The 20,824-nt window shown below is 42.7% G+C and carries 23 protein-coding genes and 2 riboswitches; of the genes, 4 read left to right on the forward strand and 19 right to left on the reverse strand.

Translation table 11 applies throughout. The features are described from left to right. Positions 1–258: 258 nt before the first annotated feature. From JOC78_RS03705 to cobJ, 15 genes are all read right to left on the reverse strand, one after another. Positions 259–1,467, reverse strand: a complete 1,209-nt coding sequence (locus tag JOC78_RS03705; protein ID WP_204553114.1) for a CbiX/SirB N-terminal domain-containing protein — start codon at positions 1,465–1,467, stop codon at positions 259–261. A gap of 128 nt (positions 1,468–1,595) precedes the next feature. After that, positions 1,596–2,180: a histidine phosphatase family protein gene (locus tag JOC78_RS03710; protein WP_204553116.1), complete on the reverse strand. Its 585-nt coding sequence runs from the start codon at positions 2,178–2,180 to the stop codon at positions 1,596–1,598. A 38-nt stretch (positions 2,181–2,218) separates the two neighbouring features. Beyond that, positions 2,219–2,758 (reverse strand): cob(I)yrinic acid a,c-diamide adenosyltransferase, encoded by a 540-nt coding sequence (locus JOC78_RS03715; RefSeq protein ID WP_204553118.1) that lies wholly within the window; start codon positions 2,756–2,758, stop codon positions 2,219–2,221. Positions 2,759–2,768: 10 nt separating this feature from the next. Further along, positions 2,769–3,323, reverse strand: a complete 555-nt coding sequence (locus JOC78_RS03720) for a nitroreductase family protein (RefSeq protein ID WP_204553120.1) — start codon at positions 3,321–3,323, stop codon at positions 2,769–2,771. Then, positions 3,307–4,080: a uroporphyrinogen-III C-methyltransferase gene (gene cobA, locus JOC78_RS03725; protein ID WP_204553122.1), complete on the reverse strand. Its 774-nt coding sequence runs from the start codon at positions 4,078–4,080 to the stop codon at positions 3,307–3,309. Before cobA ends, JOC78_RS03720 begins: the two co-directional genes overlap by 17 nt. Beyond that, positions 4,077–4,709, reverse strand: a complete 633-nt coding sequence (locus tag JOC78_RS03730) for a precorrin-2 dehydrogenase/sirohydrochlorin ferrochelatase family protein (protein ID WP_204553124.1) — start codon at positions 4,707–4,709, stop codon at positions 4,077–4,079. Before JOC78_RS03730 ends, cobA begins: the two co-directional genes overlap by 4 nt. Continuing rightward, positions 4,678–6,057, reverse strand: coding sequence for a cobyrinic acid a,c-diamide synthase CobB (locus tag JOC78_RS03735; protein WP_204553126.1), 1,380 nt, complete (start codon positions 6,055–6,057; stop codon positions 4,678–4,680). Before JOC78_RS03735 ends, JOC78_RS03730 begins: the two co-directional genes overlap by 32 nt. Then, entirely contained in the window at positions 5,997–7,190 is a 1,194-nt protein-coding gene (locus JOC78_RS03740) for a cobalt-precorrin 5A hydrolase (RefSeq protein WP_204553128.1), read from the reverse strand. Before JOC78_RS03740 ends, JOC78_RS03735 begins: the two co-directional genes overlap by 61 nt. After that, on the reverse strand, positions 7,183–7,965 hold the full coding sequence (gene cobM, locus JOC78_RS03745; protein WP_204553130.1) for a precorrin-4 C(11)-methyltransferase: 783 nt from the start codon (positions 7,963–7,965) through the stop codon (positions 7,183–7,185). The genes JOC78_RS03740 and cobM overlap by 8 nt, the downstream gene beginning before the upstream one ends. Continuing rightward, positions 7,962–8,663 (reverse strand): precorrin-2 C(20)-methyltransferase, encoded by a 702-nt coding sequence (gene cobI / locus JOC78_RS03750; RefSeq protein ID WP_204553132.1) that lies wholly within the window; start codon positions 8,661–8,663, stop codon positions 7,962–7,964. Before cobI ends, cobM begins: the two co-directional genes overlap by 4 nt. Beyond that, a complete protein-coding gene (gene cbiE, locus JOC78_RS03755) occupies positions 8,660–9,865 on the reverse strand; it encodes a precorrin-6y C5,15-methyltransferase (decarboxylating) subunit CbiE (protein WP_204553134.1) in 1,206 nt (401 codons plus the stop codon). The genes cobI and cbiE overlap by 4 nt, the downstream gene beginning before the upstream one ends. Then, positions 9,831–10,967 carry a cobalt-precorrin-5B (C(1))-methyltransferase gene (locus JOC78_RS03760; RefSeq protein ID WP_204553440.1) on the reverse strand — a complete coding sequence of 379 codons (1,137 nt, stop codon included), beginning with the start codon at positions 10,965–10,967 and terminating at the stop codon, positions 9,831–9,833. Before JOC78_RS03760 ends, cbiE begins: the two co-directional genes overlap by 35 nt. Beyond that, positions 10,942–11,616 (reverse strand): precorrin-8X methylmutase, encoded by a 675-nt coding sequence (locus JOC78_RS03765; protein ID WP_204553136.1) that lies wholly within the window; start codon positions 11,614–11,616, stop codon positions 10,942–10,944. The genes JOC78_RS03760 and JOC78_RS03765 overlap by 26 nt, the downstream gene beginning before the upstream one ends. After that, complete coding sequence (gene cobK / locus JOC78_RS03770) at positions 11,597–12,373, reverse strand: precorrin-6A reductase (protein ID WP_204553138.1); 777 nt, start codon at positions 12,371–12,373, stop codon at positions 11,597–11,599. Before cobK ends, JOC78_RS03765 begins: the two co-directional genes overlap by 20 nt. Before the next feature lie 10 nt (positions 12,374–12,383). After that, positions 12,384–13,997: a precorrin-3B C(17)-methyltransferase gene (gene cobJ / locus JOC78_RS03775; protein ID WP_204553140.1), complete on the reverse strand. Its 1,614-nt coding sequence runs from the start codon at positions 13,995–13,997 to the stop codon at positions 12,384–12,386. Between the two features lie 133 nt (positions 13,998–14,130). Continuing rightward, positions 14,131–14,306, reverse strand: a riboswitch (cobalamin riboswitch). A gap of 160 nt (positions 14,307–14,466) precedes the next feature. Further along, a riboswitch (cobalamin riboswitch) is annotated at positions 14,467–14,651 on the forward strand. 120 nt (positions 14,652–14,771) lie between these two features. On the opposite strand from cobJ, the gene JOC78_RS03780 reads away from it, so the two are divergent. The 4 genes from JOC78_RS03780 to JOC78_RS03795 are packed head-to-tail and all read left to right on the forward strand — an operon-like array spanning position 14,772 to position 17,437. Continuing rightward, positions 14,772–15,515: an energy-coupling factor ABC transporter permease gene (locus tag JOC78_RS03780; protein ID WP_204553143.1), complete on the forward strand. Its 744-nt coding sequence runs from the start codon at positions 14,772–14,774 to the stop codon at positions 15,513–15,515. 6 nt (positions 15,516–15,521) lie between these two features. Beyond that, a complete protein-coding gene (locus JOC78_RS03785) occupies positions 15,522–15,806 on the forward strand; it encodes an energy-coupling factor ABC transporter substrate-binding protein (RefSeq protein WP_476693179.1) in 285 nt (94 codons plus the stop codon). After that, positions 15,807–16,598 (forward strand): cobalt ECF transporter T component CbiQ, encoded by a 792-nt coding sequence (cbiQ, locus tag JOC78_RS03790; protein WP_204553145.1) that lies wholly within the window; start codon positions 15,807–15,809, stop codon positions 16,596–16,598. Then, a complete protein-coding gene (locus JOC78_RS03795; protein WP_204553147.1) occupies positions 16,595–17,437 on the forward strand; it encodes an energy-coupling factor ABC transporter ATP-binding protein in 843 nt (280 codons plus the stop codon). Before cbiQ ends, JOC78_RS03795 begins: the two co-directional genes overlap by 4 nt. Before the next feature lie 113 nt (positions 17,438–17,550). Here the strand turns inward: JOC78_RS03795 and JOC78_RS03800 are convergent, their stop codons facing one another. The 4 genes from JOC78_RS03800 to JOC78_RS03815 all read right to left on the reverse strand — a co-directional run bounded on the left by JOC78_RS03800 (position 17,551) and on the right by JOC78_RS03815 (position 20,822). After that, a complete protein-coding gene (locus JOC78_RS03800) occupies positions 17,551–18,480 on the reverse strand; it encodes a CobW family GTP-binding protein (RefSeq protein ID WP_204553149.1) in 930 nt (309 codons plus the stop codon). Between the two features lie 114 nt (positions 18,481–18,594). After that, entirely contained in the window at positions 18,595–19,794 is a 1,200-nt protein-coding gene (locus JOC78_RS03805; protein ID WP_204553151.1) for a GTP-binding protein, read from the reverse strand. Between the two features lie 78 nt (positions 19,795–19,872). Further along, positions 19,873–20,010 carry a hypothetical protein gene (locus tag JOC78_RS03810; RefSeq protein ID WP_204553153.1) on the reverse strand — a complete coding sequence of 46 codons (138 nt, stop codon included), beginning with the start codon at positions 20,008–20,010 and terminating at the stop codon, positions 19,873–19,875. A gap of 5 nt (positions 20,011–20,015) precedes the next feature. Continuing rightward, positions 20,016–20,822, reverse strand: a complete 807-nt coding sequence (locus JOC78_RS03815) for an MBL fold metallo-hydrolase (protein ID WP_204553155.1) — start codon at positions 20,820–20,822, stop codon at positions 20,016–20,018. Between the last annotated feature and the right edge of the window lie 2 nt (positions 20,823–20,824).

Genomic DNA, 20,824 nt, shown 5'->3' on the forward strand with positions numbered 1-20,824 from the left:
AAGGTATCATTTAAAGGCATTTCCTGTTAGGTTAGTGTTTATAAGTTCTCAGGCTAATAATCTTCACCTTCAATTATAGGTACAAAGCTCTTTTCAAACACTGAGGACGTGCTTAAACATCCATTAAATAAATATAACTAACCATATAACCAAATCCCTTATTGAACAGAAATTTGGCTATATGGTTGGCAAAATTTCTTTCACATTGTTTTAACAATAATCCCATCAACCGATTAAAAAGATGCTCTTTTCTTTCATTTAATGATGATGGTGATGCTCGTAACCATGTTCCTGCGCATACTTCCTGAAGTTTTCTAAATCTTGCAAGCCTGTTGAAGTGCCATCTAAAGCCTGCTGCATACGCTCTAATAGTACATCCTGTAATTTCGAATGGTAGCCAAAGTATTTGGCTAATTCGAAGGATACGTCCGAATGCTTGTCAGAAAAATCGGCGGTCATTTTTTGCATACGGTTCATTAATATGCCTGAAAATAAAAAGTACGGCAACACAATCACTTTTTTTGCACCTAGTTTTAAACAGCGCTCGATTCCTTCTGGCACACTAGGCTTAGTCACTCCCATAAAAGCACTCTCTACAATCTTCACATCGAGCTTTTCCCAAAGCAAACGCGTAATCTTATAAAAGTCACTATTAGCCCCAGGGTCACTGCCGCCGCGAGCGATACATAGAATGGCTATTTCTTCATGCTTGGCTGTCAGATCAAAACCAACCTCTGATAAACGATGCAATAAAATATCGATAATCGCCTCGTGAATCCCTATCGTCTGACCGTAAGTGAAGGTCACATCAGGAAAATGCTCTTTCGCATGTTCTATTTCTGCCGGAATATGTAATTTCGAGTGGCCTGCATGAAGTAAAATAATGGGAATGACATAAACCTCATCAGCCCCTTTTTCTACACAAATCTCAATGCCTTCTTCAATGTTTGGCCTGGCAAACTCTAAAAAGCAGGTTTCTACTAATAATGAATCCTTAATACGGCGCTTTAATTGCTGGATAAATTGACGCACTTCCTCATTGCCTTGTTCAAATTTACTTCCATGTCCCACAAACAGAATCGCCTTTTTTTTCACTTGATTGCTTTTTCGTTTGTCTGTATTTTTAGATACCCCTCTAAATCGTTCTGTATTTATCTGCTGCAATTGCGCTTCCTCCACTTTATATATGTAGTGTTCCGGTTTTACTGCCTCATTCACTATTTGCTTAGCGATTTCAGTATTCGGGACACTGTACCAATTTCCTTTTGGGTAATCAATGACAACACATTTATCCTTACACCGGCCATTGCATCGTGTTCTTGATGTATGAATCAATGGATCTAATTGCTGTCTCTTGATTTCCTGCCGGATCGATTGGGTAATTTCTTCTCCGCCAGCTCCCATACAAGTTGAACCATTACAAATAAGTAAATGGCGCTGCATGCCTGATAAATTCCACGTAGTCATCTTGCTCTCCCCTTTGTTCGAATTTATTACCTATTTTTCAACAGAAATTCTTTAGCTATTTTTTTAAAAGCAACTCATACAAACAGCCAATGATATGACCAAATGATGCAGTTACAGCAATTAATTGACTAGCCTAAAGCAATATTGTTATTCAGGTTCGTTCCGATCTTCCATTGTTCGTCTTCTAATTGAAGCAGGACGCAATCGCCGCCCTGTATGAATTCTTCCCATATCAGGCTGAGCGGCTTATTTTTCAGCCGATTCACCAGACAAGCAATGGCTACTCCATGAGAAACGAAAGCGATTTTTTGTGATGGGTGGGCTTTATACGTATCAATAGCTGACAGCATCCGAGTCGTGACTTGCTCAAAGGTCTCTTGAGTTGTTGGACAAAAGTATTGCGGTTTTGTTATATATTGAAGATAATCGGGATTGTGTAACAAATTGGAGATTTCTCCTCCTTGCCAATCACCTAAATAAATTTCTCGTAATCTTTCATCCTGTAAAATTTTATTTTGGGGGAATATTCTTTCCGCTGATTCCACCGCCCTCCCTAAGTCACTGCTTACCACCACATACTCCCTGTCCATTATAGGCTCTAATTGCGCGATTCCTTGTTCAGTCAGAGGTGAATCCATCCAGCCTTGCAAACGCCCTGCCGCATTCCATTGTGTCTCCCCGTGCCTGTATAACCGTATTTCTTTTTCTATCAACAGAACATTCAACACCTTTCAGTAACTTTGATTCAACCTTAAAACTCCAGACCTTTCAGTGCAGATACATCCTGATCGCTGTAATAATGTTTGATCATTTGGACGTTTGAGACTAAATCAGCTATTTCTTCCATTTCAGGATGTGCAGACCGGCCGGTGACGACAATATGCATCCCAGCAGGGCGAGATTGAATCTCAGAAAGGACTTCGTCAAGCGGCAACACATCATCAACCGGGAAACGCTGAATGGCGAGCGCATTGTTAAGCTCATCCAGAATAAGCACGTCAATGCTTTCATCCTGCAAGGCTTGTTTCGCATGATTCCATGCTTGTGCAAGCGCCAGCCGGTGTTCTTCTGGCGTTTTTGTCCACGTAAATCCTGCGCCAAGCTGTTTTATATCTACACCGAGCTTTTGAAGGGCTAGGTGCTCCCCATAGGTTCGGCTTGGCGATTTAATAAATTGAAGAATCTTAACATTCATCCCACGCCCGATTGCCCGCAATGCCAGCCCTAAAGAAGCAGTAGTCTTGCCTTTTCCATCTCCTGTATACACTAACACCATGCCTTGACGATCCATTTAACTCCCCCTATACCCATGTTGTTTTATCTATATAGGACGTTCTTTTCTTTTCAGGCAGATCTCGTTTAACTGGATATCCGATACATAGTGTGCCAACTAATCGCTCATCTTCATTTGCTCCGATAAATTCATGCAATGGTCCTTCATGCACAAAGCCTACACCGCGCGTACGCCATACCATCCCTAAATCTAAGCTTTCACCCATCAGCCACATGGACATAATAGCACTGCTGACAGCGAATAAGTTATCATAAGTCGCCCCCTCATCATCAGCAGCAATCTTTGATGTGACAACAATAATTAATGGGGTCGCTTCAATTGACTTCATTGACCCCTCCACCAAATTAGGCTTTGTTGGAAATCGCTGCTCTAAAAACTCTCGAGCAAGCGCACGGTATTGCCCGAGTGCATCCTCTTGCAGGACATAAAAATGCCATGGTTCTCTCATTCGGTCGTTAGGCGCATGTATGGCCGCTTCTAGCAGCTGCTCAATTTTCTGCCGCTCTACTTCAACCGGCTGAAATTCTCTAATGGTTCGTCGTTCTTTAAACTGATTTAACATATTGACCACCTCTTTGCTGTTCATACCATTTAATTTCTTTACGCACATTCACCACATCCCCAACAATAATCATGGCGGGATTTTGAATGCTATCTCGTTTAATATCATCAGCCAGCGACTCAAGCGTGCCCACAATTGTTCGCTGCTTTTCTGTCGTTCCTTGCTCAATGACAGCGGCTGGTGTATGCGCCGCTTTCCCGTGCGCTATTAAACTAGCTGAAATATACCCGGCATTCCCGATTCCCATATAAAAAGCAACTGTATCTATCTGCACAAGCGCCTCCCACCGCAAGAAATCTTGACCTTTTTCTTCCCGCCCATGCCCTGTAACAATAGCGAAGCTCGCCGCATGATCTCGATGTGTGACCGGGATGCCTGCATAAGCGGGGGCTGCAATGCCTGCGGTAATACCTGGGACGACTTCATAATGAATGCTCTCTTGTTTTAACACCGCTGCTTCCTCCGCACCTCTCCCAAAAACAAATGGATCGCCGCCTTTTAAGCGGACAACAGTTTTTCCTTTTTTGGCTTGTTCTACAAGCGTTTCATGAATTTTATCTTGTATAAAGCCATGGGCTCCCGGTGCTTTTCCGCAATAAACCAGCTCGGCTGTCGGCTTCGCATAACGCAGCAATTCTTTATTAATCAAACGGTCGTATAAAACATAATCTGCTTTTTCGATGCATTCTTTTCCGTAAACGGTAATGAGCCGAGGATCTCCTGGCCCCGCACCGACAATGTAAACGAATCCACTCATGACCATTCCCCTTTACAAAGTGTGTCGAAAAACTCAGCGATCGATTGCTCATTTCCCGTTCGGACCCAAGCAAGCAGCGCCGGATCTAGCAATCTCGACAATGCTTGCTTCTTCTGTTCACCTTGCAGTGTCTGCAATATCTTCTCGCGGCCTTCTCGTAAAATATGAACATACGCCGCGTATACTGGGTCATATTGTTCTGATAATTCTTCCTTAACTTTTCGAGTTAACCCCGGACTAGCTCCTGACGTAGAGACGGTTAATAAGAACTCCCCTCTGCGAACGACTGCGGGATTCATAAAGTCGACTCGGCCTTTTGCATCTGCCCGGCTTAGCATCTGCCAATGCTGGGCGGCCTCTTCTACAGCGTTATTAACCTCCTCGTGATTCGTTACAGCAAAAATAAATGAGGCATTATCTAAATCTGAAGGTTCAAAATGTTTTTGCTGCCATGTGATAAGTCCTTCATTTATATACTGCTCAAGCTTCACATTTACAGCCGGACTCACAACGACGATAGTTGCCTTTGTCGGCAACAGTGCCTCTGCCTTTTGTCTAGCCACTTCTCCGCCGCCGACGATCACCACTTTTTTATAATCAACATTCACATGGATCGGAAATAGATTCATAGGTTACCTCCCTGCAAGCTTTGATCCAGTTTCGTACAAGCTGTGGATTTGAAGCAAAATGCATATGTGCGTAGCCCGCCGTTAATCGATTTTTCAAATACCCTTCCTCTTGAGTCTTAAAGCGCCCCTTACTTGTATAAGCAGGCTGATTGTTGTTTCCTTCATATACTGAATAATGGAATTCATGACCTTTCACAAGCTCCTGATCAGATAGTAAAAAGTTGTTGGGCATACCCGTAATTTCTCTATAGCCTAATGCGGCCAGCTTTTCCTGCATCCTCACTTTCCCTGGAATGACGCCAAGCATAGGGTATTCTTTTCCGCTGCGGTCGATGATCGCTTCTGTACAATACATAAAGCCTCCGCACTCCGCTAATGTCGGAAGTGACTCAGCCGCTTGCTGAATCGATCGCTTTGCTTTCTCACTCCGGCTCAGCTGCTCCGCAAATTCCTCTGGAAAACCGCCTCCGAGATAAAGACCTTGGGCTTCGTGTGGCACTTCCTCATTTGCCAGAGGAGAAAAGAAGCACAGATTGGCACCATTTGCGCGCAGAAGCCCCAAATTTTCCTCGTAATAAAAATTAAATGCGGCATCTCTAGCAACTGCAATATGGACTGTCGCCTCAGTTGTTTTGTCAAAAATATTGGATGTGGCTGATAAAGGAGAGGTCTTGGAAATCGTTAAAAGCTTCTCCATATCAATTGATTGTTCCATCACTTGTGCTAATTCATCAAAGTATGGATCTAAATCGCCGCGCTCTATTGCGGGAACCAATCCTAAGTGTCTGCTTGGTAACGATGGTACAGCCCCTTTTTCCAAGTAACCAATGACCGGAATCGAACACTCTTGTTCCACAGCTGTCTTGACGATCTCAAAATGGCTCTTACTCCCGACTTGGTTGGCAATGACCCCGGCAATATGGACGTTTTCATCAAGCAATTGAAACCCTTTGACAACAGCAGCCGCGCTTCTTGCCATGCTGGCTGCATTAATCACTAAAATGACCGGGCTTTCGGTTACTACACTAATATCGGCGGCAGACCCGATATTCCCCAGCGGAGATTTCCCGTCATATAGCCCCATAGCTCCTTCAATGACGCTAATGTCTGCATCCCTGCTTGCTCGTGCTACGATGGTGCGCACAATATCCGGCTCCATCATCCAGGTATCAATATTGCGAGATGGGCGATTCGTCACAGAGCTATGATACGTGGGATCAATATAATCAGGTCCGCATTTAAATCCTTGTACAGCTAACCCCCGTTTCATTAGTGCTCGCATCAGTCCTATCGTAACCGTTGTTTTTCCAACACCACTCCCTGTTCCAGCGATGACAACTCGGTGCATGCATTTTCCCCCTTAAAATTGATGCGGGCAATGGAAATCGTTACATTCCCGCTTTTTTTCTTTTCAAGCAATAAGGCCTGATTGTTCGCACACCTCATAGCAGCAGGTTCACTTACCCCGTAGGCTCCTGTGTATTTATAGACTGTATCTGATGGATGAATGATCGGCATTTCATTCAGTTCCGCTGGTGTGTATACTTTAAAAGACCAGCTGTTTTTCGCCAACACGTCAAGCAGTCCTTCTTCATCCTTTTTCAAGTCAATGGTGGCAATCGCCTTTACACTTTTTTTACTTAACCCCATTTCTGCTAACGTGTCCTCGATCACCGCTTCTATTTCAGCACTTGAGGTTCCCCGATTACAGCCAATGCCAAGCACTAACGATTTAGGCCGGTACACAACGCCATTTGAAAGCAGCACCTGCTCTTTCGCTTCCAACAGCCGATCCGTTATGATTAAACTAGCATTAGGTCTTGCATCAATAGCTGCTTGAATAGACGGATACATGGTTAAGTTCTGCGGCATAACCGAATCATGCATCCACCAATTGCGCTCGCCCGTTTCTTGAATAATAGCAACAGGCTCTTCATTTACAACAGCAGCGCTTACTGGTGTCAGCTTATCCGCCGAATCCCAAGTCCAGCCAAATCGGGCGCCGAATAAATCGACCGGGATCGTTTTTTGTACATCTGAAGCAGTGGTAATGACGGGCAGGGCACCAATAACTGCAGCAAATTCACGGGCTAAATCATTCGCGCCCCCTATATGCCCTGATAAGACAGGAATCACATATTGTCCTTTATCATCGATCACCAATACGGCAGGATCTTTCTTTTTGTCTACAAGAAGCGGGGCAATCATGCGCACAACAGCACCGAGTGAAATGATGCAAATCACCGCTTTATATTCTTTAAAAAGTGCGGGTAGCAATAGACGGACTGTACCATCAAATAACTGAATCTGCTGTTCGTCTTCATCCCCTCGAGCGAATTTCTTCATATAATATACATCCACATTGGGAAACTGATTTTTGTATTGTCTGGCATGTGACACACCGTGCTTAGTAATGGCAACTAATGCATAAGGCTTTTTCACCTCTATTTTAGGAATGACACCTTCCTGTAAATTAATCAACCGACTTCACACCTTTTCTAAAACCATGGGTAAATGTCTTATCGTACAATTTGGAACGGAAGTCTTTCTCATGCACGTTAGGATCTAACGCCCAGCCTGCCAAAATCATGGCATGTTTGCGTATTCCGTTTATCCGCATAGCTTCATCAAGCTTGCCCACTGTTGTTCGAACGATTTTTTGATCTGGCCAGGATGCTCGCTGTACTACCGCAACGGGGGTTTCTTCTTCCCAGCCTGCATGGAGCAGTTCTTTTACAATCTTCTTCGTTAATGTCGCACTTAAAAACATCGCAATCGTGCAGTGATGACTCGCCAGTTTTTGCAGCTGCTCCTGCTCTGGTACAGGTGTCCGTCCCTCAGCGCGCGTTAAAATTAATGTTTGTGTTAAATCGGGAATCGTCAGCTCTGCTCCGACAGCTGCCGCTGAAGCGAATACAGAACTTACACCGGGTACCACTTCATATGTAATATTATGCTTTTTTAGCAAGGCAACTTGCTCCATTGTTGCTCCATACATCGCAGGATCGCCCGTATGTAAACGTATAACCATTTTTCCTTGATTTAGCCGGTCGATTATGCAGTCAACCATTTCCTCTAAATGCATTCCAGCTGTTCGAATCACTTCAGCTTCAGGCTTTGCCTTGGCAACTAAATCTTCATGTACGAGAGAATCTGTATACATGACGACATCTGCCATTTGTAAGTACTTTAAGCCCTTCACCGTAATTAAATCGGGATCGCCTGGTCCAGCACCAATAATCCAAACTTTTCTCATTTTCTCACCACCATACAAGATAAGTAATTTAATTCTGCTCCCCGCAGCTCATTCACATCCCAAATCACTTCTTCATCGGATGTGACCTTCGTAACTACCTTCACTCCGTAAAGCAAATTCATTTCCTCTAATAGATCAAGCAGCTGATCTAATACTTTGGCGATTTTGATAAAGACGACCGCGTCATGTGATTCGATCACCTTACGCATGTCTTCCATATCTTCTGTCGCAGGAACCATGGCCACTTGTTCATCTCCATCAGCTAGGGGAACCTGTAATCGATTGGCTGAACCATTAAAAGAAGAAATGCCTGGAATGGTTTGAACGGACATTTCGGGGTACCGCTCATTCATGATTTTCATCAAGTGGATAAATGTGCTAAATAACATAGGATCGCCCTCGGTAACAAACGCTACATCTTTTCCCTGCTGTAAATAGGCATAAATTTGAATAGCTGACTTGACCCATTCCACTTCTAATTCTTCTTTATCCTTTGTCATCGGAAAGACGAGTCCGAGCATTTCTTTTTCTGCTGGATTAATATAGGCATCCACAATTTTATAGGCATACGACGCACTGCCGCGAACCTTTTTCGGATACGCAATCACCGGACTTTCCTGAAGCGTTCGAAACGCTTTGACCGTAATTAATTCCGGATCTCCAGGACCCACGCCTACTCCATACAATGTTCCACTCATGTCATTCTCCCCTTTTTAGCTGTTAAAATAAAAACCGGATTTAAAGGCTCCAATCTGGTTAAATTCAGAATCGGCTTGCTGCGTGAAATCATGGCCTGCGCTATTTCCACTTCACAAGCAAGGCTCTTGAAATGCTCCATCGCTTCTGCCAGGTTTTCGATGGTTGCTATATTCATCACTACGCGGCCGCCTGGCTTTAATCTGCTTACACAAACTTGCAGCAGGTGTTCCATATTGCCTCCGGTTCCGCCAATAAAAATGGCATCCGGATCTGGAAATTCTTCTAATCGTTCAGGGGCTTTTCCTAGTACCGCTGTAAAATCTGCCCGATGAATGGCTTGATTTTGGATACAGTTCACTAAATCCGCCTCATTTTTTTCAATGGCGAATATTTGTCCTTCTGATGCGATTTTTGCAGCTTCAATCGCCACAGATCCTGTGCATGTGCCAATATCCCACATAATGCTGTTATGCTTTAGCTGCAATGCCTGTAAGCACAATGTCCGGATTTCCTTTTTTGTAATTAACCCTTTGTCCGGTTTGCGCTGGATAAACAGGTCATCATCCAGGCCGATCGCGCTTTTTTCATGCCTGGTATGCTGTGTTAAAACCAAGACATTCAGGGGAGAAACGCTGGTTTGTTCTAACTCATCTAATGTAAAAAAACGGCAGCGCTCGTTTTCCCCTTCTAAATTTTCAGCAACAAACGCCTTGTATTCAGTCATTCCGAATTTCTTTAAATAACTTGCAATCGCACTTGGCGAATTTATTTCATCCGTTAATAAAGCGACTTTTGGGCAGCCGTCAATCCTTTGTGCCAATCCTTTCATAGACCGACCATGAACACTTACTAGTTTTGCATCCTGCCAGCTTTCCTTCATTCTTGAAAAAGCAAGCTGAACAGAACTGACATATGGAATGATATCGATGGGCATCTTTTTCGCCAAGTAGGAACCAAGGCCATAAAACAATGGATCCCCTGACACAAGTATCACCATATTTTTTTCAGCCTTTTTTAATTCATCGATAAGCGGCTGCAACCCACCTTTTATGACTCTTTTTTCAGCATGAACCTGCGAGAAAAAGGCCAGGTGCCTCTCTCCACCGACAAGCAGGTCACAGGCTTCAATCCATTTGATTGTTTCTCTCTGTAAACCTTGCGCACCGTTATCCCCGATACCAATCACTTTCGTCCAATACATTGATATTCTCTGCCTTTCCTAAACAATTTCCATTCATCGCATAAATCGTCGTTGATACGTTGAGCGGGTACTTCACGTGATATAACGAGAAGTAACAGCAATTTCTGCATAACGCCTCAAAAAAATCATCGTTTCCTGCCAATAGCTCACCGACCTGAGAAGCTGTATTTGCCTGTAAAATTTCTTCTAGCATTAAAGGCTTAACACCGACTTTTTTTGCTATTGCAGCTAGAAACTCAAAACTGACCGGAGCACTTTTCGAGTGAACCATCATGACGCCTTGCGCTACTTTTGAAAACTTGCCCATCATGCCTACTAATGAAACGTTCGGAATTTCCTTCTTGGCAATATGCTTTAGCGTAAAGCCAACAAAGTCCCCCATTTCAATAAATGCTTCTTCCGGCAAGTGTGGATATTGCTTCATTGCAAACCTTTCACTGCGGCCTCCTGTAGTAATGACTAGATGATCGCAGCCGGTCTCTTTTGCCACACTAATCGCCTGAACGATGCTCGCCATATAAGCAGAGCTGGAGAAAGGCACAACCGTCCCCCTCGTGCCAAGTATGGATATGCCGCCTAATATGCCAAGCCGGCCATTTAATGTTTTCTTCGCCAATTCTTCTCCGTCAGGTGCAGACACCACAGCTTTCACACCTGATATTATGCCGTACGTCATGAGCCCTTCCTCAAGAACAGCGTGAATCATTTTTCGAGGGACTGGATTGATTGCCGCTTCCCCAACGGCTACAGGCAAGCCTGGTTTTGTCGCACGGCCAATGCCGACACCGCCATCAATGACAATTCCTGGACTCTCTTGCCATTTAACGGTGCTTTGAATCCGAGCCTGATGTGTAGCATCAGGGTCATCACCGGCGTCTTTAATGGTTTCGCACATCACTGTTTGTTCATTCACCTCAAAGGAATGAACCTGAAAGGTGGCATATTGACCAACTGGTAAATAAATGGTTACTTCTTTAGGCACTGTGCCGGTGGCAAGGCCAATAAAAGCAGCCTTTGTCATTGCTGCAGCACACGCTCCTGTGGTGTATCCATGACGCATTTGTGAAGGGTCTTTTTTACTTCGTTTGTTTTGCGTGCTCATCTGCCATAATGGAGATTGCATTCAATGCTGCAACCGTCACTGTGCTCCCTCCTTTTCGTCCTGTATTCGTAATAAATGGGATGCCTTCAAGCAACGCAAGCTCTTCTTTCGATTCTGCTGCGGAGACGAAACCTACTGGCATTCCGATAATTAAGTCCGGTTTGGCTACCCCTTCTTTTATTAAGCGGATGAGTTCTAGCAAGGCAGTAGGTGCATTCCCAATTGCATAAATGCCTCCTTGATGAAGTTTGGTGGCCTTCTGTATAGAAATAATCGCTCGAGTAGTCCCTTGAGCTTTTGCCTCTTTTGCTACATCTTCATCCGCAATGTAACAATGCAGATCCCCACCATGTCTTTGGAATCGCTTGCGACCTGATCCACTTTCAATCATTTGAACATCGGCGATGACGTGTCGGCCGGCTAAGATGGATTGAATCCCTGCCTCGATGGCATCAGGTGTAAACATCACACTTCTCCCTAGTTCAAAATCAGCTGAGGCATGAATGATGCGACGAACAACCAGCCATTGCTCATCTGTGAAAGGATGATCCCCCATTTCCTCTTTAATGATGGAGAAACTGTAGTCATAAATTTTGTCTGGGTCCACCGTTAAGGGGGTAAATGCTGTATTAAAATTGGTATTGGCCATTTAAGTATCCTCCTATTAATTCATTTACTTGTTCGAATGATGTACATTCATTGATGTATGTAATGCGCGGCCGCTTGATAAGCAGCACAGGAATGCCTAGTGAAATAGCTGCTTCTATCTTTTCATCCATTGCTCCGACCTTTCCACTTTCCTTGGTAATCATTAATGTCACGCCGTATTGCTCATATAATGCTTTGTTTAAATCGGTTGAAAAAGGCCCTTGAATGGCGATGATGTCCTTTTGCGGAATATGAAGAGTCTCACATTTTTCCATATTTTCTTTGTTCGGCAGCATACGGCAAATGAAGCGGATGCCTTCTGCTTGCAGGTGCCTGGTAAATGTAGATAGTGTTTTACTGCCTGTCGTCAGCATGACAACCCCTCGATGTTTCTTTGCCAAGAGTGCTGCGTCTTCATATGTGTCCACTTCAGTAATAAGCGCGTGCGAAAATATTTCATCCGGCCGTTCGTAGCGAATGTAAGGAATGTCTTCTAAATCGGCAGCTTCCATCGCTGTTTTAGAGGCTTCTTCTGCGAACGGATGACTGGCATCGATGATGAGCTTTATTTCATCATCTTCAACCAGCTGCCTCATTTGTCTGAAATTTAACCGGCCGACCCGTACAGGAATATTTGCAGATCTTAAATTCTCTGCCGCAGATTCTGTAACAACCGTCGCTACTAACTGGTATCCATTCTTATGAATCTGAACCGCAAGCTCCCTTGCATCACTTGTACCTGCCAAAAATAAAATCATTGCGTCCTCCTTAATCCCCGCAAGGCGCTGGCTCAATTTCGATTTTGCAGCTGACATCCTGATAGTTAAAGTGACCCAGCTTCTTCATTCGTTTAAAATATTTAAACAGACGTTCGTTTGGGTGAGCATTTTCTTTATACTCTTCAACTAATGACGTGAGTAAGGGGATGAGCTTGTCCGGCTCAATGCCTTCTGCAACAGGCTGACCCGCGTGTGCTGTTCGCCCAACCGGCTTTGCCCCAATAAATAAATCAAATTTCTTTTTGCGATACACAATACCAATGTCATCAAACACTGCGCGATAGCATGCCATGCCGCATCCGTTGAAACCGATATGTAATTCTTTCGGCAGCTTCATACCAGAGAGAGTGGATGCAATTTCATCTGCATATGGAATCGACTCTGCCTTTTCCCCGTAGCAAAAATCGCATGCCTTTAGGTTAAGCACGTCCCCAACAGGCATAACAAGCAATCCAGCCTTCTCCAGTTCTGCGACTATTTTTGCCGGGGTTGCTGTCGGCATTTTGATCATAAAACGATGATCAGGTGTGTATTCTAATGTCCCTTTTTTACCAATTACATCTGCCAGGCAGCGCATTTGTTCCGGTGTTAATTGTTTATTCGCAATACCTGGAGAGACGGCAAATTCAAAAATTTCTTCTATTGGCTGATTTACAATGAGTGAAGTGTCCACTTTATCCAGCAAAGCCACAGCTTTTTGTGCCAGTTCAAGGGAAGACTTCTTATTTTTTACCGGCTCTTGATCTTGACCTGCCTCCCTTGCCGCTAATTCTTGGTCAAGCGCCCATGGTTCAGCTTCTTTTCGCAGTCGTTCATGTGGTCTTAACGGCTGTTTCTCTTCGCCCAATGTATATTTCCGCTGGTAGCCACGCGGTGTGATGATCTTATTGTCATAGAAGAATGAGCTTGCATTCCCTACTACCACCGTGGTCAACATCCCGATCTCATGATCCAGCATGTCTTTTAATGTCGTTAATATAATGTTTTGAGTATCACGGTACGCGCTTTTCACCAGTCCAACGGGTGTGTGTGGCGAACGGTATTTTAATAAAATACGTTGCGCTTCTACAATTTGCCTCGTTCTGCGACCGCTTTTCGGGTTGTAAAATGCAATCACAAAGTCTGCCATGGCGGCTGCCTCAATTCGCTTCTCAATGACCTGCCAAGGTGTTAAATGATCACTTAAGCTAATCGTACAAGCATCATGCATAACGGGGGCACCGAGTAAGCTGGCACAAGAGTTAATCGCAGAAACACCGGGGACAATTTCCACTCCAATGCCTTCTGCTTCTGTCCATCCTTTCTCAATCAGCACCTCATACACAAGGCCTGCCATGCCATATACGCCTGCATCACCGCTAGAAATCACCGAAACTATATTTCCGGATTCCGCTTGCCGAACGGCCTCTTGCGCACGCGAAACTTCTTCGGTCATTCCTGTACTCACGATCGACTTTGCTGTGACTAAATGTCTAATCAGATCAACGTATGTCTTATAGCCGATAATATAATCGCTGTCTTGCATAGCATCTATCGCCCGCTTTGTAATGTGCTCCCGATCTCCCGGGCCGAATCCAACAACGAAAATTTTTCCTTTCTTCATAACATTCCTCCTAAACAAAAAAGCCTATCTCCCGCCAGAAGGGAGATAGGCTAATAAAATTCTGAATTCTAAAATTGCACAGAAAACCAGAAATAATCATCATGATTCCGCCTATGCTTCTCCCTCCGAAAAGCTAGTTTCTCTTGAATAAGCAGGTTTCCTGGCTTTGCTTCTCTTTACTCCTATACCTTCCCGATTGCTCAGTGGATTTATAGTTTCATCAGCATTTACAGTAGCGGGGGCTGCACTAGATTTTCACTAGTTTCCCTTTCAACTCACAATGTGAGCACTTAAACAAGTTTGTATGAAATTAAAAATACCATACCATATAAAAATCATAATAAAAAGAATTTTCTTCAGAATCTAAACTACGAGACTATAAATTTCATTACAATAATTCTGAAACATTCACTAATTTTCTGAATTATATCTAGACTTATTTTTTATGTACTGCTAGAATAAGCCATGACAAAATTCAAACATTTTTGGTGCTGACCAAATTCAGCTTAAAAGGGAAGTACGGTGCAAAACCGTCGCTGTCCCGCAACTGTAATTCGGAGCGACTCGCATGATAAACCCACTGTCAAATGATGGGAAGGGGGGCAAGGAGCGTTGATGATAAGCCAGGAGACCTGCCAAAAATGCAAACTCTTTACCCTACGAGGATAGGTGCGAAAGAAGCAATTTAATTTGCTTTTTTCTGTGCACTTTTCTCCAAAAAAGTGTTTTTTTTATGCACTTTTTTTGTCTATTTCATCAAAAAGGAGAATGGTCATGAAAAATCTTTGGACAAAACTGGCTTATTTCGGACTTGTGCTATTATTTGTACCGAAAAAAGCTTACGCCATGCATATCATGGAGGGCTACCTTCCAATTGCATGGGCCATATTCTGGTTTGCACTTTGCCTGCCATTTTTAATAGTTGGGCTGCGCTCGATCAAACGGACGGTCAAGGACAATCCAGAAAGCAAAATGCTGCTCGCACTAGCAGGAGCTTTTTCATTCGTGCTTTCAGCCTTAAAAATTCCATCTGTTACTGGCAGCTGCTCTCATCCAACAGGCGCCGGATTAGGGTCGGTATTGTTTGGACCATTTGCTATGAGCATCCTGGGATCTATCGTTTTACTATTTCAGTCGCTTTTATTGGCACATGGAGGCTTAACCACTTTAGGAGCAAATATTTTCTCCATGGCTATTGTCGGTCCGCTTATCGCTTACGGTGTATATAAAAGCTGCATGAAGCTCAGCTTCTCATTCAGCATTGCTGTCTTTCTTGCAGCTATGCTTGGAGATTTAGGCACCTACGTCATGACATCTATTCAATTGGCTCTTGCTTTTCCATCAGAGGTTGGCGGATTTTTCGCTTCATTTACAAAATTCAGCGGTATTTTTGCCCTCACTCAAATTCCGCTAGCGATTTCTGAAGGTTTACTGACAGTCATTGTCATGAATTTCTTGAGAAAATATAACGTACAAGAACTTCTGCAGCTGCGTGTATTAAAGTCAAAGGAGAGCTGATTCATGCTGATGAAAAATCTACTGTTATTTTTAGCCGTTATCGTTTTGACACTTGTTCCTATTGTATTTTTAAAAGATGCCGAATTCGGTGGTGCGGATGGGGAAGCAGAAGAAATGATTACTCAAATTGTTGCGGACTACGAACCATGGTTTACATCGATCTGGGAGCCGCCAAGCGGTGAGATCGAGAGCCTGTTTTTCGTCTTGCAGGGAGTCATTGGGGCTCTTATTATCGGCTACTTTATTGGCTATATGAGAGGCAGTAATAAAAAGGACAGAACTAATACTTAAATGATAAGAATAGACCAATTAGCTTACCATAATGCGCTTAGCTGTTATCACGTTAATCAAAAACTATTATTTGCTTTCATCCCGCTGTTTTGCGTAATAGTCACAAGAGATATAACGATTGGTTTTTTTACCTTTCTTTTTATGAGTACATTTATCTTAACGGCAGCTAAAATACCTTTAAAGCAGTATCTTACATTATTGCTGATCCCATTTGGTTTCAGTCTAGCAGGTACTGTACCTATAATTCTTTCTTTTTCATCAGAGCCTATTGCCATTTCGCCGATTTGGCATTATTCGACTCCTTTTTTTCAGATATTTATAGTAAAGGCTGATTTGAATAAGGCCATAGAATTATTCGTTGTAGCTTTCAGCAGCATGACCTGCTTTTATTTTTTCATCCTTACCACACCTGTTATGCATGTAACAGCTCTTTTGATTCGATGTCGGGTACCGACCATTGTAGTTGAATTGTTTATATTAATTTACCGATTTATCTTTTTATTTTTAGAATACGCCGAGCAAATCCGTACAGCTCAAATGGCTCGCTTCGGCTATCAAAGCTATCAGTCAAGCTTTCACTCACTAGCCCTTCTTATGACAGGTATTGTGAAGCAGATATTCATACGCAACACTCATTTAACAGAGGCCATGAAAGCAAGAAGTATTGACTGCTTCGTGCTTCCTGCTTCTTTTTTAGATGAACCTAAAGAAAGGCATTTATTCCTCTCAATTGGACTTGCCTTCTATGTGATCGCAGCGACAAATATTTTTCTTCAGGAGCTGATGAAATGAGCGAACAACCCTATTTTACATTTGATAATGTAAGCTACCTGTACGAAGATGGGACGGCTGCTTTACAAAACCTGTCATTCGACATACCACAAAATAAAAAAATCGCTATTTTAGGAGAAAATGGCTCTGGAAAATCGACGTTATTTAAACTGATAGCAGGCCTTATTAAACCAACTTCCGGCACGATTTCTTTTTTAGGTCATCCATTTTCTTTCACTAAAAAAGAGCTTCGGCGTTTAAGAGAACAAGTTGGAATCATTTTTCAAGATGCGGACTATCAGCTGTTTGCTCCCACTGTTAAGCAGGATGTTTTATACGGACCGGTAAATTTGGGCTGGCACATTGAAAAGGTTCATAAGATGGTTGATGAAGCCATGCAGTTAACAGAGCTCTCCCCACTTGCGAATAAGCCTATTCAATGTTTAAGCGGCGGGCAAAAAAAACGCGTATCTATTGCCGGTGTATATGTTATGGAGCCTAGTGTTTTTATTCTGGATGAACCCACAAGTAATTTAGATTATTATTTCTCCAAACAGCTCAAACAATATCTAACAAAGCTAGATGGCAATAACCGAACATTTCTGTATGCTACCCACCACACTCACTTAATCTATGACTGGGCCGATTATTATCTCGTTTTACATAAAGGGCAGCTTTTGTATGCTGGGGAAAGGGAAGCTTTATTTGCAAACGATTCATTGCTGCAACAGGCACATATTGAAAAACCGATGCTATTGGAATTTGCGAGTAAATTAAAGAAGTCGCATCCTAAATGGGCAGACCTGACACCTTCTGGAGATATAGATCATTTGATTCGTCAAATGAATAATAACTTTTAGCTATACCTATTGAAATAATAACTTTTATTTAACTTGCAGTGTTTAAAACTGTTACCAACATTTCCTAGCGTGCAGAAGCTTCTACACGCTAGGAAATGAAAAATATTAATTTATTAATTAATTACTCCTTCAATTGTCATCAATTCTTCTTTGACTTGATCCTTGTTTAATTCAGTTCCGATGATCACTAAATTAGCAGGAAACTTAATGGGCTGCGGCAATAAATAAGGGACCCCGTAAGAGTGCTGAATTAAATAAGTCTGGTCGTCGTCGTGGAACCGGATAAATCCTTTTACTCTGAAAATGTTCGAAGGAACCGCTCTAAGCCAGCTCTCAAACGACCCTCTTTCAATTGGGTCATGAAATGAATAGGTCATTGTCTGTATATGTAAATGTTTTTTTACATGTAATTCTTCCCTGCTTTGAATGTCTTGTTCATCTCTGTTTACAACTAATATGGATAGTGGCACTTCTGCAAATAATGCAGTATAAATACGTGCTCTAGGATTTAGCCCCTTAACTTCCTTTTGGATCTCTGCCAATTCTTCTGTGGAAACACAATCAGATTTGTTCAGCAAAATTTGATCCCCATGTATGATTTGCTCTTCCAGCAATTTTTGAAGTTGTCTGTTTAACCGGGTACGATCTAACCATCTCTTCGAATCAACGACACTTATAATAGATTTAACTTGAACAAATGGAGCGATAACTGGTGATAGGCAAGCATCGAGTATTTCAATAGGATGGGCCACTCCTGTTGCTTCAATATAAATAACATCTGGCTGCTCCTGTTTATATAATGTGAGGAGCTGAATCTCTACTTCGTCCTTCATCGTACAGCAAATACAGCCATTTAACAGTTCTGTTAATGTCACATCTGTTCCTATGATTCCAGTATCAACCGAGTATTCTCCTAGTTCATTCATTAACACGGCTACTGTTCGGCCTTCTTCTCTTTCTTTCATTAATAAGCTTTTTAACAATGTTGATTTCCCGCTGCCTAAAAATCCGGCTAGTATATAGATTTCAACAGATTTATCCATTTGTGCACCTCTTTCTATGTTGATCCTAGCTGTAGAGTATTAAAAAAATCTAATTCTATCCGATGAAGTGAAAGCTAAATAAAATACAAGCGCCTAGAGTGAGTAGGTTTCAAGTCAGCTTCCTGCGGGGATCTCCCATGTAAAAGGATCTCCAAGCACATCCCAATTTGAATCAAACTCTTCATTAGTTAGTAAGCAATCATCCAATAGCTTTGTTACTTCTTTTTCATTCATATCGATTCCGATAAACACCAGCTGCGTCATACGGTCTCCAAACTCAGGGTCCCAATCTTCTTGAATGTGAGGGTTAGCGTTCAGGATGGCCATTTGTTCTTTTTGCGGCCTCGTAGCCACCCAATAAGCAACCGGTTCAATTTGTATAGAGGGGCCTGCTTGTGAAACAGAAAGTGCAAACTCATTTCTTGATGCGCACCAAGCAATCCCTTTCACTCTGACTATACTTTTAGCTAACGAATGCATTAGCTGGTAAAAACGCTCGCTATGAAAGGGCAGCCTTCGTTTGTAAACAAAAGAAGCAATGCCATATTCCAGCGTTTCTGGCTGATGCTCTTTGTGTCCAGCAGTCAATTCTTTGATCCAGCCAGCTGATTCACTAGCTTTTTCAAAGTCAAAAAGACCGGTATTTAAAATGGCATTGGCTGGAACCTGTCCCTTGGTGGTTCGGATAATTCGCGCCTCTGGCTGAAGCTTTCGAAGAATCTGCTCAAGGCGAAGCAAAGCCTCATCAGATACTAGATCACATTTATTTACGATTAAAACATCGCAAAATTCGATTTGATCCAGTAATAAATCCGCAATTTCCCGATTGTCTTCTTCTCCAAGCGCTTCTTTCCGGTCCAAAAGGCTGTCCCCTGAACGAAAATCGTGCCAAAAGCGATTCGCATCAACGACTGTCACCATTGTATCCAGCGAACAGAACCGGGTCAGGTCAATTCCCAGCTCCTCATCTATATAAGAGAAGGTTTGAGCAACTGGAACCGGCTCGCTAATACCCGTCGATTCAATCACAATGTAATCAATATCGCCTGCCCTGGCCAGCTTCTCAACTTCTATTAACAAATCCTCTCGCAGGGTGCAGCAAATACAGCCGTTCGACATCTCCACAAGCTTCTCTTCTGTTCTCTTTAATCCTCCACCCTGCTTAATCGTTTCTGCGTCGATATTAACTTCGCTCATATCGTTGACAATCACAGCCACTTTTAAGCCGTCTCTGTTATTTAAAACATGGTTTAAAATGGTTGTTTTGCCCGCACCTAAATAGCCGCTCAGCACTGTCACAGGAATTTCTTTCATGTAATACCTCTCCTTATAAAGCGTAATTATTACGATTTAATTTTAGTATAGAATCTTTTGTTTGTAAGTAAAAACACACTAAGACGAATATTCATCGGTGTTTTTCGATTTCCATCTTTTTCTCAATAAAACAGATCCGTCTAATTTGCTGCCGAACTGTCTAGGAGTGTATTTACGGCCGCTTTTTTGTGAAAAACGGGCATATCTTACTGGCATAACAATCACTTCCCTTTCTCAATGTATGGAACCCACTCCCAGCCGTTTTCTAATTGATTTTTTTCTATATAACCCAACCCAGGAAAGGGATAATGACAAACAAAAAGCAGAGCTGCTTGTTCAGAGGCTTTTTCTAAAAATGCTGTGCGTGTTTGCAGTCCCTTTGCCGGCGATACTTCGGCTGCAATGTGAGAAGGCGAATAGTTCAAGACACAAGGGTCGCTTAATATATCGGATGCAACTATCAAGCTGTCTCCTTCTGACTGGATAGAGACAGTAAGATGACCTTCCGTATGACCAGGTGTATGGTTAACCAGTATCCCTGGGTAAATTTCAAAATCCGAGAAAACTTTTATTGTTTGATTTTCAATTGGCTTTAGTTTTTCAAATTCTCTCGACTCTTTCTGATTCTCCCAAAAGCTCCATTCTTCGTCTCTAATATAATAATTCGCATTCGGAAAGACTGGATCTCCTTCATGCGACACTCCTCCAATATGATCCAGATGCCCGTGGGTAATGATGACCGCATCAACCTCCTGCGGAGAAATTCCTTCCTCCTGAAGCCGATTAAGCAATAACCCGCTTACTGGCGTGTTTTCCTGTCCAAGTCCCGTGTCTACTAACACCTTTTTTTCACCTGTGTCGATGAACAAAAAGTTAAGAGGTGCCTGAAATGGATCGGGAATATGTTCAATTAAGTCTTTTGGGGTGTTAGCAAAAAAGAAATCCTTGGAAACTGAAAATACTCCGTCAGACAAGGCTATACAGTGAAAACGCCCAATTTGCAGATGTTTGTTTGAATGTTTATCCATGA

It is taken from the genome of Bacillus ectoiniformans, from assembly GCF_016908875.1.
Taxonomy (GTDB): domain Bacteria; phylum Bacillota; class Bacilli; order Bacillales; family Domibacillaceae; genus Bacillus_BX; species Bacillus_BX ectoiniformans.